Raw genomic sequence first — 12,865 nt, forward strand, 5'->3', positions numbered from 1 at the left:
GACCTTGCCCCCGGGGCAGGGTTCGAGGATCGATGACATGAACGAGATCGCACACATCAGCAAGCGGGCCGCCGACTTCTGCGAAGCCACCCAGGTTCCCGGATTCCTCGCCGGCATCTACCACGCCGGAGAGCAGGCCGTCGTCGCTCACGGTGTGGCGAACGTCGCCACCGGAGCCCCTATGAGCGAGGACACCAAGTTCCTGTTCGGGTCCATCACCAAGATCATGACGACGACTCTGGTGCTCCAGCAGGTCGAGCGGGGCACTCTCGACCTCGACGCGCCGGTCGTCGACTACCTGCCGGAGTTCCGGCTGGCCACGCCCGGCGCGGCCGAGAAGATCCGCGTCCGCCACCTCGTCACCCACACCAGCGGCATCGACGCCGACCTGTTCTTCCCGGACGCGGTCGGCCGCGAGGCCCTCAAGATCTACCTGGAGCGGCTCGGCCGCGAGTGCGGCGTTCTCTTCGAGCCGGGCGAGTACGTCAGCTACTCCAACGGTGGCATGATCGTCGCCGGCCGGCTGTTGGAGGTGGTGACCGGCCGGCCATACCACGAGCTGCTCGAGCGTGACGTCTTCGCGGCCGCCGGGATGGCCAGCGCCTGCACCTCCGCCGAGCAGGCCATCCTGCGCTCCACCGCGATCGGGCACTTCCCCGATCCGACCACCGGTGGCATCCGGCCGACCGGCATGTTCATGCTGCCGCAGACGTGGGGGCCGGCCGGCAGCACGCCGATTGGCACCATCGAGGACCTGCTCGCCTTCGGGCGGGTCCATCTCGGCGACGGCTTGGCGCCGTCGGGCACGCGGGTGCTGTCGGCGAGATCGGTCGCGCGTATGCAGTCGGTCACGTACGACCTGAGTACGCCGAACACGTCGCCCGTCGGCCTCGGCTGGCTGGTGCGGTCACTCGGCGGCACGACGGTGCTGACCATGTCCGGGGCCTCGCCGGGCGGAGTGGCGGTGCTGGTCGTCGTGCCGGAGCACGACCTGGTGTTCGCCGCGTACGGCAACGATTCGCGGGCGCTTGCGCTGCACGACGAGCTGCTGCTCTGGCTCGCCGGGCTGTTCGGCACGGTGGAGACGCCGGCCTACGCGCCGGAGGCAGTCGATCTTCAGCCGTACGCGGGGACGTACCGCTCGAACCAGCTCCGGGTCGACGTACGCGTCGTGGACGGCGGACTGGAGGAGCAGGTGACCTACGAGCCGGCGGACGAGGTGCAGGAGCGGATCTTCACCGGCTTCGTTGGTGGCTCGTTCACGGCGCCGCCGCTGCGCTACGTGCCGGTCGGGAAGGATCTCTTCGCCCCGGCTGGGATCCCGTTGCAGGGGCTGCCGTCGCACTATCTGGTGTCCTACCACGGCGGGGCGGCGTACCGGTGCGCCGGCGGTCGGATGACCCGGCGCTCGTCCGTCTGACACGATGCGGTGCATGAGCGACGAGCTGGCCGGCGGGCGGCACCTGTTGACCATCGGCCAGCTCGCCGACTACGCCGGCGTCACGATCAAGGCGGTGCGGGTCTATCACGACCGGGGCCTGCTGCCCGAGCCGCCACGCGACTCGTCCGGTTACCGACGGTACGGCGCCGAGCACGCGATCCAGCTCGTCAAGATCAGGACACTGGTCGAGGCCGGCGTGCCGCTGGCCCGGATCAAGGAGCTGCTCGGGGCCGGCCCGGAGCGGTTCACCGCGGCGCTCGACGAGATCGACCGCAACCTACGGAAGCGAGCCGAGGAGATCCGCCGGACCCGGCAGCGGATCGCTCAGCTCCACAGTGGGGACCGGCTGTTCGTCTCGGCAGAGGTCGCCGACTATCTGGAGCGGCTGCGCCAGATAGGGGTCAGCGAGCGCAGCGTACTACTCGAGCGCGACCTGTGGATCCTGCTGCAGTCGGTGGCGCCAGAGCAGGCGGCGGCATGGATCGCCGACAAACTGGCGGCCATCGCCGATCCCGAGTTCCGCGCGCTGAATCTCGACTACGACGCCGCCTTCGACTGGTCACCGGACGATCCGCGCCTGCCCGCGCTGGCCGAACGGACCCGGCGATGGTACGCCGGACAGGACGGCAGCGCCGACGCCGGGCCGCCGCCTGACCCGACAATCACCCGGCTGGCCGGCGTGGCGTCCGGCGCTTCCTCACCGGCCTGGGCACGGATCGCCGAACTGGCGAAGGAAGTCCCTTGAATCCGGCACCAGAGCATCCGTGACGATAGCCCCCGGAATGCCTCCCAATCAGTCGGCGAGGCCGCCGAGGTCCGGGTGAGGAGGGTCGGTGGGAGTTTGAGCGGCTCAGTGAGAATGCCGGTATGCCGCTGACGAACCCTTGGCTTGCCGGTCCAACTCCTGATCGAGACCTGCCGCGTGAGCAGCTCGAAGAACGCATCCTGAATCTGCTGTCGACTCACAACCTCGCTGTGATCGCCACCGTCAACAAGGACGGCAGCCCTTCCGCGACCCCGGTGCGCTACTGCAGCCTGGGCTTCGAGATCTTCTACACCAGTTGGAATGCCTCGGTGAAGTCCCGGAACCTCAAGCGCGACCCGCGGATCTCCGCAGGGATCGTCGCGCCCCTTGTCGGACAGTCGAGCAGCCGCGGGGCGCAGCTGTTCGGCAGGGCACGGACTCTTGAGCGTGACGACCCCGAGGTTGAGCAGTACTGGGAGGCGTTCCGGTGGCAGTCGGACCACGTTGAGCAAGGACGCTCCCTGAGGGAGCCGCCCACCGACCCTCTGACGATCATCACCCCCAACCGCATCCTTTACACAGAGCACTGGCTGCGACGTGCTGGATACCGACCCCGGCAGACCTGGCGCCCTGCATAGGCTCTGATACCCGCTTCTGCCGCGATGCGAGCGCCGCCGTGACGACGACGGATGTCGGGGCTCGGGCTTTCGAGGCGGATGCTCCTATCCTCTCTGTTCACCAATCCGCCGCGGCAGGTAGGCGGCGGTCGTCCCCGCGAGGCTGCCGAAGGACAGGGCGAAGGCCAGCGGGAGGAACAAGTCCCACGGGGGGGGCGGCGGTATATGGCAGAAAGGGGCCGCGGGGGTGATCGGCGCATGGTCGACGCCCAGCTCGCCGACCCCGCCCCTCAATGCTCCGCACCAGGACAAAAATGGGTGGCCTCGCCAGCCCGTCCCGCCCTACCTTGTAACTGCTTCTTCTCCGACTCAATCACGAGAGGACTTCACCCCGCGTGACGCCGCCTGCTCTTTCGACCACACACGGCCGGCCCGCCCCGGCGCTGATCTTTACCGGCTCGTGCTGTTGACCATCGATCAGTGGTCAAGTTGGCGACGGCCGTACCGCAGCGTCACCGGGCCGCTGACACCATGGGTCATCGGCCTCCGGCTCGTTGGAGCGCGCGCAGCCGTTCGCCACGCAGGCCGACGCAGTCGTGGGCCCAGAAGACGTCGGAGTAGACAAGGGTGCCGTGCATCCAGTCCTCGTACGCCGACAGCCGGGCGACCTGGTACGCGCCCGGCGGGTACCGCAGCGTCGGCGGCCGGAAGCCCAGCCGCTCGGCGTCGTTGAAGCCACGCGCACCGTAGTAGCCGGGCGCGCCCTCCAAGAACACCAGCGGTATGCCCTGGGCGTCGGCGGCGGACAAGGCGTGGCCGATCAACGCGGTGCCGATCCCGGATCGCTGGAACTCCGGCAGGACGCCCAGCGGCGACAGCGCGTACACGGCCACCAACCGCTCCGGCGCGTCCAACCGGCAACCGCTGAGCATCACGTGCCCGACGACCCGATCGCCTTCCGAGTCGTCGACGGTGGCCACCAGTGACAGTGGAGGCAATGGCGCTCGGGCGGTCCGCAGGTCGTCAACCAGGCCCGGCACCCGGTCTGGATGGCCGAACGCGCGGGCGTGAACTTCCCGCACCGCCGCGTGATCGTGTTCCTGCTCCAGTCGCACGTCATGTCCCGTCACGGCGCAAGGTTAGCCGTAACGCCGCCGCGTAGTCGGAGATTTCTGTCCGACCTCAAGGGTCACGGTGGTGCATCAATGCCACACAGAGACGATGATCGGCAGGTGACCGTGCTCGGCGTAATCGACATCCGGATCTGCCGCGATCCGCTCGTCACGATGCGTCACCGGTCCGCTGGTGCTGAACATCCGGACATGCCGAGAACAGTGCGTCGAGCGGGAGTGGCACTACGGGTAGTCCGGCGGCCCGACATGGGGACGCTACGGTGGGTGGGTCTGCCCGGCGTCCGTCTGCCGGTGCCTTCGGCGCGCTCGTCATTCCGACGATGTGTGCGCGGCGTTCAGCCATGCGCCGAGGAGTGGCAGCACGGCGCGCAGATCGGTTCCGTCGACTGATACGTGGGCGGCTGCGCGAGCCGCCGGGGTTGCGTTGAAGGCGATGGCCAGCCCGACCGCGGCGAAGAGCGGCACGTCCGAGCGGCCGTCGCCGACGGCCGCGCAACGCTTCGGGTCCACGCCCAGCTCGGCGGCCACGCTCACCGCGAAGTCGCGCTTGCTCAGCTCGTCGAGCTGCTCGGCGACCTCCCCGCTGTAGCGGCCGTCAACCAGCTCCAGGCGCGGTCCGCAGGCGCGATCGAAGCCGAAGCGGTCGCAGAGATGGGCGCCTACGACGTCCCACGCCAGTGTGGCCAGCACGGGCGCCAGCCCGCGCTGACGGCACCACCGGACCGTCTCGGCAATGCCGTCCACCAGCGGCAGCGATTCCAGGAACCCACGGACCTCTATGGGCGTCCGTGTTGCCCAGCCACGAGCTTCGAGGACGGCAGCCTCCTGGCTGCTCAGGGTGTCGGCGCCGTAGCCGGCCTGCACCTCTTGAATGACCTTGGTATGGCCGAGGAACTCCGCGAGGTGCTGCCCGCTGCTGGTCGGCGTCAGCGTCCCGTCGACATCGAAGAACACCGCTCCACGGATCACGGTCGAAGGCTACCGGCCGCCAGGGGAGCGCGAACTCCAGCGCAGCAACGCGCGCTCATGCCGCGATGCGATCGCTACGCTTGGTGACCACTTCGCCCGGCTGCTCGGCGTGCTGACATGCCGACGAGCGGATGCTTCGGGTTCATCCGGACCATCGAGTACGAGACCATCGGGCGGTGCCTGGCAGCCACAACGGGGCTGTCGATCACTTGGAATCTTGTCGTACTAGTCTTCGCCGCATGGCCTTGCGACCGGACGAGTTCTATGACCACGCAGTCGCCGTCGCGGACAGCGAGCGCCGGCTCCCGTTGGCACGCATGACGGGATGGGAGATCAGCCCGTTCGAGCCGGACGGACTGCGCGTAGCGCCGTTGCGCCCGCCGGTGCTCCCGGAGCCCGCGCGGCACGGCGAGGATCCGTCGGACTGCAACGCCTGCCGCGACCGGGACGAAGGGATCTGGATCAACGATCACTGGCGCCTGGTCCGGATTCCGGGAGTGGGCGTCCCGCTGGTGCTCATGCTGTATCCGCGCGATCACTACGACATGGCGGATCTACCTGACGAACTGGCCGCCGAACTGGGGCTGTTGAGCACTCGCATCGTCCGCCACATGCAGGCACTGCCGCACATCTCGCGGGCCCACGTCTACCGCATCGGAGATGGTGGCGCCCACCTGCACGTTTGGTTCTTCGCTCGGCCCGAGGGGCAGGCCCAATTGTACGGGTCGTGGCTGGTCGTCTGGGACGACCTGCTACCGGAGTACCCGGCGGACGTCGCAGAAGCTGACGCTGAAATCGTGGCAGACGCGTTGGTCGCGTGCCACGGAGGCCACCGGTCGCCCACCAGCGAACCGGCCGCCTGACCGGCCTGGTCCACGACCCGAGGGTCACCGTCACGGCTGTTACCACCGCCGCGCGGATTTGCCAAGGTCACGTATCCGGATCTGCCGCGAAGCGCTCGTCACCGAAGGTGAGGTTGTGCCCGGCGGCTGACGTCCGGGCGTGCCGATGAGCACGTCCGTCGCCCGTGGAACCATCCGGGAGTGATGTACGAGACCGGAGGAGCGACCCATGCTGAGAGCGCCGGTGTCTCCAGCCGCGACGAGTTCGCGGCCTTCATGGAGGCCGTGCTTCGGGACTACCGCCAAGGGGGCGATGCGGAATGGGAAAACGGAACGCTCGATCGCTTCCTCGACGCTCTCGCTGCGTTCGCGGGCGCCCGCGTCAACGGACATGACGACCAAGAGACACCTACATGGCGACTGTTCGCAGAGATGATCGTGGCGGCAACGGGATACGAGTGAACGCTGTGCCGTTGGTCCGCTCGGGAAAGGGCTTGGGGACGCAGGGCCGACAGCGAGCCGTTCCCCGGACTCGGTCCGGCGCGAACGGCTGCCACCCCCTTTCGGGAACGGTCATCCGGAGCCGCCGCCCCTGGCGCGAGGACGGAAGAGGTTTCAGGACGGCGGCAACACACGCTTATGCCGCGATCCGTGCGGACCGGGTCGCGATCGCCCATGTCGACATCCTCTGACGCAGCGAGGCGTACGGGATACTGCCTCGATGATCAGGTTCCGCTTCGAGCTGTATCCGCTGGACGAGGTGTCGTCGTGGGGCGGTGACGAACCAACGCTGCACTGGTTCGGGCTCACCGAGGGCTGGTACTGGCTCGAGGTCGGCGGGCACCAGTTGCTGCGGCGGACCCGCCTCGATCATCCGCATCCCTACGTCGACTACTACCTGGCCCGGCTCTGGGAAGACGTCAATGTCCTCACACCGGACGTCCTCGAGCCGGTGCCCGCCGATCTGCAGCTGTTCATCGCCTCCGACCCCGCGCAGTGGGCATGCGATCCGCTCGCATTCGTCACCGCCGGTGACGAGGACAGATTCGGGGACATCGACCCGAATGTGCCCGACCACCCGGTGGTCACGGCCGCGAACTGGCACGGCGAGCACTACCTGGACCTCGGTTACCTGCGGAATGCTCCGAGTCTCCGGTTCTGGCGAACCGTCCGCGGCGATCGCGACGGGATCACCGTGGACTGGCGGCACGAGGACAACGGGGAGATCGGTTTCACTGCCGGCCAGGCCGTCCGGTTCTGCGTCCCGACCGCCGCGTACCTCGAGGCTGTACACACGCTCGACCGAGGGCTGATGACGGCGATGCTGCAGCGGGTCGAGGAGTTGGAACGCCGTGGCGGCCTGCCCGGCGTGGACCTTGACCTCGCCGGGCTGCGGCGGGAACACGAGGACCGCGGGCATTGGCTCGCTAAGAACCTCAACCGCACACCCAAGACCGACTGGGACGCCGTCCGCCAGGGCGCCCACCGGCTGCTCGGTGACCCACATCAGGCCAGCGCCCCTACGGCCTAGCGACCCCGGAGCCGACCGTACCCTGCCAAGACCAGATGCGCGGATCTGCCGCTGACCGGGCGGTCGCCTTGTAAGCTCCGCGGATGCCCGACGCGCCCGACCGCGAGTGTCATTGCCTCCTCTGCGAGGGCGACGGCACACCGCGGGTTCGGTGGCGGCGGGCAGAGAAATCCTGGCCGGAGCGCGAGCGCCGCAATGCCCGGCTGGTTCGTGAGTACGGTTGGGGCGTCACCGGCGTTCTAGGCATGACCACGCCCGACTGGGCCTACTCGATCGGTCTGTGGCACAGCTACGGCAGCGTCGAGTTGTGCCTGCTCGGCATCCCGCAGCAGCGGGCCATGGAGATCGTCAACACGGTCAGCCGCCTGATCCGTGACGGGCAGCCGCTGACCCCCGGCCGCAGGCTGGCAGGCGTCATCGACGGGTACGAGCTCGCGCTCGCTCCGGTGCACGGCAGTTGGTACGGGCAACTGTTCGGCGCGGCCATCGATTACTATCAGCGTCCGCCGTTTCCGGTCGTGCAACTGCTGTGGCCGGACAAGGCCGGCCGCTACCCGGGTGACCCCGAGCTCGAAGACGGCGCGCATGAGACCCAGCCGTCGCTGTGGCTGCCGATGGACGAGCATCCACGCAGTATGTGGACCGAGCCGACGCCGCCATGGATGTACCCGAACCTTGATCCTTGCCAGGTCGTGTTCACGCTCAAGCGCATCATGGACGGCGGCCGCCCGGTCAACGGTGTGATCCACGATCACGACGGGAGCTGGCAGTTCCTCGACGGCGACGCGATGGAGCAGCCGGACGTGACCACCGCGCATCTGGTCCACCTCGTCGCCCACCACGACGTCGGCCAGTTGCTGGACCTGCCGGCGGGTTGGCGCGCTTGGCGGCAGCCCGACGGCAGCTGGCTACGCTCGACCGTCGAGCCGCAGTAAGCCTGCCAGTCCCACTGCGGGCCCGGGCCCAGCAGCGAGGACCTGACCAATGGACGCCTGGCTCCAGGTCGAGCTGCCCGCAACCGACGGAGTCGGAGCAACTGCTCGCCGGTCTGCAAGGAGCGGATGCGGCAGACGATCTGATGCTGCCACGCTGCCCGGAACGCTCACCGCTGCACTCTTCTGCCGCTGGCCGGGCGTTGACAGCGCAGAGGCTGCGGAACATCCGACTCTGCCGATGACAGCGCAGGTGATCAAGAGGGCTGTGGCGTCGCAGTCGTACGCGCACTGGCCCTGCGATGCCGGCCGCGTCCGGGCAGAAGCCGGTTGTCGCCGCGGTGCGGGTGGCTTACCGTGCGCGGCGTGCCGTCGACGCTGTGGGAGTTCCGAGACTTGTTCGTCGAGCTGCGGGATGGGCCGGCTGCGGGTTGGGGTGGCGAGGTGTTGCAGCCGTGGCTTGATAGGCGTCCTCACCTCGTGGCGGAGTTGCACGAGCTGGGCCGTCCGGATAGCCGCCGGGTGCGTGTACCGCGCGAGGGCAACTACTACACGGCCCTGGAGGGGCTGTACGCGTTCAGTCGCATCGTCGACGTGTTGGTGTCGGCGTTTCAGCCGGACCCCGGTCCGCAGTTGATGGACTGGACCGACGGCAAGCCATGGTGGCGGGGCACCATCCCGGGCACGTCGGCATGGCCGGCGTTTCGCGCGGCGATCAGGGCGGCACCGCTGGCCGAATCGTCATTCCACCCGTTCTTCCACGAGATCGTCTCGGTGCAGGTCAGCAACGACGCCGACGAGCCGCCGGGCATCATCGGCGAGTTCTGGCCGGGCGCGATCGTCGGCAGCCTGCTGGTGGCCCGAGCAGGCGTGGCGATCCGGGCCGGCGCCCAGCACCTCGACCCCGACGTGGCGGCACGCTCGGCACTGTACTGGGCCTGGTGGCGGCGCAACCGCAGAGTCGTGGATCTATCCCACGGATGGGGTCACAACTCCCAGTGGAGCACGGACTTTCGTCGCGACTACATCGCCGAGGGCCACCTGCACTACAACGTCGACGCCGATCCGTCGAGACAGCCGGACCGGGACCTGAACGACGCGGACCGGATCGACCTGCTCAGGTACCGGTGCAGCATCCGAACCGATCTCGGCGCCGATCAATGGCCGTTCGACGACACGTTTGTGGAGCAGGCACCATAGAGCCGCCCGAGGTGCACGCACATGCCGCCGAGCGAGCGGACGTGCTGCAAGTCGTACCTGGGCCGTCTTTGGCTGCCCCCGACTGGAGTAGGCATGCCCGGCTGTGCCGCTGACGAGGCGGTGCGCGACGATCAGCCGGTGCAGCGTTTCGACAGCGTTGGCTGTGACCTGGTGGTGGGCACCGCCGTCCGGGCGACGGTCATGAGCCATGAGCCTTGGGGGGTCATGGCCGAGGTCCTCGGACATGAAACGGTGGGCGCGTCGGTTGACGCCGGCGTCATCGACAGCCCGTCGGGCGCACCTCGGGCACTGCCCGAGGAGTACCCGCCAGTCGGCGAGCAGGTCGACGCGGTCGTCCAGGAGATCAGCCGGTACCACCCGCCCGTCTGGATACGCCTCACGATGCGTGCCGCGGACCTGCATAAGTTCAGCTGGCCGTGCGGATGCTGCGGCCAGCTCACGATCCTCAGCCCTGGCGGCGACGGCGTCACCGTCGATGTGCGCAGCAGTGAGGACCGGGATGTGCGTCGTTCGCCGCGCACCGGTCCTGTCTGGCCGACCGCCTCAACCCGGACTTCAACGGCGACCGGGCACGGGTTAACGCCGTGGGACGCGACTAACCGCCGCCCCCAGCGATCGGAACCAATCACCCTGATAGCGGCACCCACCGCCGGATGCACCCTCACAGACGCACGAGTCACGCGCACGCACATGCCGCGATCCGCGCGCATGTCGCAGGTCAGTTGGCAGACGCGTGTCGCACATCAGTCGACGGAGGACAACCGCTGAGGCCCGCGCACTGCCGAATTCCCCTCTTTAGGATCAAGGCGGCCCGCAAAGCGGGCCGCGCCGGCCCGGCCCCGGCCTGCTGGCGACCTCCGGCCGGCATCGGCCGGGCCGGCCGGCATCGGCCGGGCCGGCCGGCCACGCTGACGGACGGAAGATCCTGAAGACCTCGGGGCTCCGCCCCGAACCCCGGCCCTCCTCAGAGATCAGCCGGGAGCGGATCTCCTAGCCGGGCACCACAAGGGCTACCAGTCTCCCCGGACGGGGTCCAGGTCGTACGTCTGGTAGGGCGCTCCACCTGGACCCCGTCCGGGGAGACTGGACGGTCTGGCGACTGCCCGACGAGGAGATCCTCACCCTTCACCGAGCCTAGGCGCCGCTTTCCTGCTGCAACTGCTTTGCCGTCTCTTGGTGCGAGTGGCCCATGACGACGTTGGTCGGCAGCGCTGCTACTCCGCAAGCTCCGGATGGTGCCCGCGGTCGAAGGCTCTTTGCTCGGCTTCGAGGAGGAGTCCGTCTACCTCTGCTTGGTTCCGCTCCACGAAGTCGGCATAGGTCCCCAGGGTCAAGATCATGGCGGAAGTCTTGGTCCGAACCGAGAGGTCACCGATCGCAACGTCCTCACCCATCTCGAAGCGGATGAGGGCCTCGGTCTCCAGCGAAGGCAGTTCCGGGCCGAACGCGCGCCGCATGTCAGAGACGAGGAGGCTGACGTCTTTGAGACCGGTATTGGGCTCGAAGAGTCGGGCCACCGCGATTTGGAAGGCGGCGATCATGACATGGACGGAGCCGAGCGAGCTGAACTCTGGGAACCTTGCCGTGAGTGGTTCGCGCTCCGATGACTGGCGCAGCATGCTCGCGCGTAGGAACCTGCCCATGAGCGTGCGGGGCATCGGGGGCGGGATTGGTGGCTCCACCGGCCGGGACTTGCGGTACTTACGCCTAGCCACGGCCAGGTGTCTCCCCTCCTCATTCCGTCGATCAAGTCTGGCAGTCGAGAGCAAGCCTGGCGTGAGCCATCATCCCGAGGCCGTCATGGGCCATCCACGGGCCAGTAACTGTGGCGCGCAGCGGTCATGTGCGGGCACGAGACGCACTCCGGCTGGCAGCCGGCTGCAGGCGTTTCGGGCATCACGGGCGGCGGATCACGCTCTTCCAAACTGAAGGTGCGGACCGGCGGTAGGGTCCCGGAATGCATACCGGCAACGAGGTGGGAACCGCCCCGCCCAGGGGTAGGCCTCGGGTCGACCCTCGTGATATGGAGGAGTCCCTGTCGCGGGCGGTTGGCGAGAAGGTCACCTTGCCCGAGGGTGTTGTCGTGACTGGCGGGCCGGACAGCTGTCCTGCGTGTGGTTTCAGCCGGGTCGCGTGGGCAGTGCTCGCTGCGGAGGAGCGCCAACCGGGATGCGGACGTGAAGATATCCACCCAGTTGCATGGCATGAGACCGCTTGGCTAGCGGACAGCTTCGTCTGCCTCGACTGTGACGCGGGATGGTTCGAGCCCGACGACGCGGCGCCCATTTCTTGGGTGCGCCCATACTGGAAGGTGCGAACCTGACGCCGGCTGTACAGCCATCGGTACGCCAAGCCGGCCGACAGGCGTGGGTGACGAGCGACGGCAACCGACAAGCCGAGCAGGTCAGCTACGGTCACCGACTCGGACCGACAGCAGTCTTGATCTTTGCAAGACAGTGGCAGGCGCTTTCCAGCCATCGTGCGATCCTGGGAAGCTGCTGCTCGTGAAGAACAACGCGGACAGGCTGCACAACCTTCTCCTGGAGGTCGCCTACGTGCTGCGGATCGACGAACCCAGGTGGAGCAGCAGCGTGGCCGGACTCGGTCGACGGTTGGATGAAGCGGGCACGGATCGCCACGTCCGGCAGCGAGTGGTCCGGGACATCCTCGGCCTCTACCGACATGGGATGGGCGGCTTCCAGGACGTTGTACTGCAGCGAGACGGTGCAGTCTTGCCTGAGCAGCAGCAGCTCGACCGTCTGCGTTCCGCGCTCTTCGAGGAGTCGAGACGGCAGTTGGCCGGCGAGCCGCTGTAGCGGGGCAGCTGGGGCATCAGTCCTCATTTAGTCCTTAGAAGGCCGGACCGTGACCACCGAGGCTGAGAGATGTCGAGAGGCGTTTGCGCAGTTCAGGCGCAGTTTGGTCAGGTCAGCCCAGGTCGCCAACTTGATCTCGTAATGCGTAGGTCGGGGAGGCTGGACGGTCTACGACTGCCCGACGGGGAGATCCGCTCTCATCGATTAAGAAACCGCACGATGGCGTCGCGAAGCAGTCGGGCCGGGTCGCGAGGCCTAAGGTCAGGGTCGGAGAAGGGGGGACCGGCAACGAGCTCAGCCAGAACTGATGCCAGTCGCTTCCGTTCCGCTCGTCGGCTCGACCACGCCGAGTCGGGTAGCCGCAACACGTTGGAGAGCAGGTCGCCCGGGTAGTAGTCGCCCTCGGCCAAGGGGTCGCAGAGCAGCACTTGTACCGCGAGAGGCAGCAGAGCCGGCACGCCAATCTGTTGACCGAACATGATGCGCAGGTCTTCAACCGTGAACTCAGCCAACGGCTTGCGTCGCAGCTCGGTGCAACGTCTCACGAGAAAGCTGTCGTCCGGGCCCGGATCCGGCCAAACGTCCCGCTCAAGCTGCTCGATGGTCGTCACGGCGGTC

At 67.9% G+C, this 12,865-nt stretch carries 14 protein-coding genes; 10 read left to right on the plus strand and 4 right to left on the minus strand.

What is annotated here, in order from left to right; translation table 11 throughout:
• The first annotated feature begins 37 nt into the window (after positions 1 to 37).
• The 3 genes from GA0070613_RS17210 to GA0070613_RS17220 all read left to right on the plus strand — a co-directional run bounded on the left by GA0070613_RS17210 (position 38) and on the right by GA0070613_RS17220 (position 2,824).
• The gene (locus GA0070613_RS17210; protein WP_089013233.1) at positions 38 to 1,420 is read left to right on the plus strand and encodes a serine hydrolase domain-containing protein; all 1,383 of its coding nucleotides are present in this window, start codon (positions 38 to 40) and stop codon (positions 1,418 to 1,420) included.
• A gap of 13 nt (positions 1,421 to 1,433) precedes the next feature.
• A complete protein-coding gene (locus tag GA0070613_RS17215; protein WP_231929249.1) occupies positions 1,434 to 2,186 on the plus strand; it encodes a MerR family transcriptional regulator in 753 nt (250 codons plus the stop codon).
• 122 nt (positions 2,187 to 2,308) lie between these two features.
• On the plus strand, positions 2,309 to 2,824 hold the full coding sequence (locus GA0070613_RS17220; protein ID WP_089013234.1) for a pyridoxamine 5'-phosphate oxidase family protein: 516 nt from the start codon (positions 2,309 to 2,311) through the stop codon (positions 2,822 to 2,824).
• A gap of 515 nt (positions 2,825 to 3,339) precedes the next feature.
• Here the strand turns inward: GA0070613_RS17220 and GA0070613_RS17225 are convergent.
• On the minus strand, positions 3,340 to 3,933 hold the full coding sequence (locus GA0070613_RS17225; protein ID WP_231929250.1) for a GNAT family N-acetyltransferase: 594 nt from the start codon (positions 3,931 to 3,933) through the stop codon (positions 3,340 to 3,342).
• 312 nt (positions 3,934 to 4,245) lie between these two features.
• Positions 4,246 to 4,905 (minus strand): HAD family hydrolase, encoded by a 660-nt coding sequence (locus GA0070613_RS17230; protein ID WP_197698918.1) that lies wholly within the window; start codon positions 4,903 to 4,905, stop codon positions 4,246 to 4,248.
• Between the two features lie 239 nt (positions 4,906 to 5,144).
• On the opposite strand from GA0070613_RS17230, the gene GA0070613_RS17235 reads away from it, so the two are divergent.
• The 6 genes from GA0070613_RS17235 (at position 5,145) to GA0070613_RS33020 (ending at position 10,199) form a co-directional block, all read left to right on the plus strand.
• Positions 5,145 to 5,768, plus strand: coding sequence for a hypothetical protein (locus GA0070613_RS17235; RefSeq protein ID WP_089013237.1), 624 nt, complete (start codon positions 5,145 to 5,147; stop codon positions 5,766 to 5,768).
• A gap of 183 nt (positions 5,769 to 5,951) precedes the next feature.
• Entirely contained in the window at positions 5,952 to 6,209 is a 258-nt protein-coding gene (locus tag GA0070613_RS17240; protein ID WP_456299206.1) for a DUF7660 family protein, read from the plus strand.
• Positions 6,210 to 6,468: 259 nt separating this feature from the next.
• The gene (locus GA0070613_RS17245) at positions 6,469 to 7,278 is read left to right on the plus strand and encodes a DUF5984 family protein (RefSeq protein WP_089013239.1); all 810 of its coding nucleotides are present in this window, start codon (positions 6,469 to 6,471) and stop codon (positions 7,276 to 7,278) included.
• A gap of 83 nt (positions 7,279 to 7,361) precedes the next feature.
• Positions 7,362 to 8,213 (plus strand): DUF4262 domain-containing protein, encoded by an 852-nt coding sequence (locus GA0070613_RS17250; RefSeq protein WP_089013240.1) that lies wholly within the window; start codon positions 7,362 to 7,364, stop codon positions 8,211 to 8,213.
• Between the two features lie 363 nt (positions 8,214 to 8,576).
• Positions 8,577 to 9,410: a hypothetical protein gene (locus tag GA0070613_RS17255; RefSeq protein ID WP_157746376.1), complete on the plus strand. Its 834-nt coding sequence runs from the start codon at positions 8,577 to 8,579 to the stop codon at positions 9,408 to 9,410.
• A gap of 138 nt (positions 9,411 to 9,548) precedes the next feature.
• The gene (locus tag GA0070613_RS33020) at positions 9,549 to 10,199 is read left to right on the plus strand and encodes a hypothetical protein (RefSeq protein ID WP_197698919.1); all 651 of its coding nucleotides are present in this window, start codon (positions 9,549 to 9,551) and stop codon (positions 10,197 to 10,199) included.
• Positions 10,200 to 10,645: 446 nt separating this feature from the next.
• On the opposite strand, the gene GA0070613_RS17265 is transcribed toward GA0070613_RS33020, so the two are convergent.
• Complete coding sequence (locus GA0070613_RS17265) at positions 10,646 to 10,972, minus strand: hypothetical protein (RefSeq protein WP_157746377.1); 327 nt, start codon at positions 10,970 to 10,972, stop codon at positions 10,646 to 10,648.
• A 963-nt stretch (positions 10,973 to 11,935) separates the two neighbouring features.
• On the opposite strand from GA0070613_RS17265, the gene GA0070613_RS17270 reads away from it, so the two are divergent.
• Positions 11,936 to 12,247, plus strand: coding sequence for a DUF6966 domain-containing protein (locus GA0070613_RS17270; RefSeq protein ID WP_157746378.1), 312 nt, complete (start codon positions 11,936 to 11,938; stop codon positions 12,245 to 12,247).
• A 197-nt stretch (positions 12,248 to 12,444) separates the two neighbouring features.
• Here GA0070613_RS17270 and GA0070613_RS17275 read toward each other — a convergent pair whose 3' ends face one another.
• Positions 12,445 to 12,858: a contact-dependent growth inhibition system immunity protein gene (locus tag GA0070613_RS17275; protein WP_089013244.1), complete on the minus strand. Its 414-nt coding sequence runs from the start codon at positions 12,856 to 12,858 to the stop codon at positions 12,445 to 12,447.
• Positions 12,859 to 12,865 lie beyond the last annotated feature (7 nt).

The organism is Micromonospora inositola (assembly GCF_900090285.1).
Taxonomy (GTDB): Bacteria; Actinomycetota; Actinomycetes; order Mycobacteriales; family Micromonosporaceae; genus Micromonospora; species Micromonospora inositola.

Bases quoted from the DNA above. Each gene is read 5' to 3' on its own strand.
- GA0070613_RS17210 (WP_089013233.1), top strand. From the start codon at position 38: ATGAACGAGATCGCACACATCAGCAAGCGGGCCGCCGACTTCTGCGAA.
- GA0070613_RS17215 (WP_231929249.1), top strand. From the start codon at position 1,434: ATGAGCGACGAGCTGGCCGGCGGGCGGCACCTGTTGACCATCGGCCAG.
- GA0070613_RS17220 (WP_089013234.1), top strand. From the start codon at position 2,309: ATGCCGCTGACGAACCCTTGGCTTGCCGGTCCAACTCCTGATCGAGAC.
- GA0070613_RS17235 (WP_089013237.1), top strand. From the start codon at position 5,145: ATGGCCTTGCGACCGGACGAGTTCTATGACCACGCAGTCGCCGTCGCG.
- GA0070613_RS17240 (WP_456299206.1), top strand. From the start codon at position 5,952: ATGTACGAGACCGGAGGAGCGACCCATGCTGAGAGCGCCGGTGTCTCC.
- GA0070613_RS17245 (WP_089013239.1), top strand. From the start codon at position 6,469: ATGATCAGGTTCCGCTTCGAGCTGTATCCGCTGGACGAGGTGTCGTCG.
- GA0070613_RS17250 (WP_089013240.1), top strand. From the start codon at position 7,362: ATGCCCGACGCGCCCGACCGCGAGTGTCATTGCCTCCTCTGCGAGGGC.
- GA0070613_RS17265 (WP_157746377.1), bottom strand. From the start codon at position 10,972: ATGATCGCCGCCTTCCAAATCGCGGTGGCCCGACTCTTCGAGCCCAAT.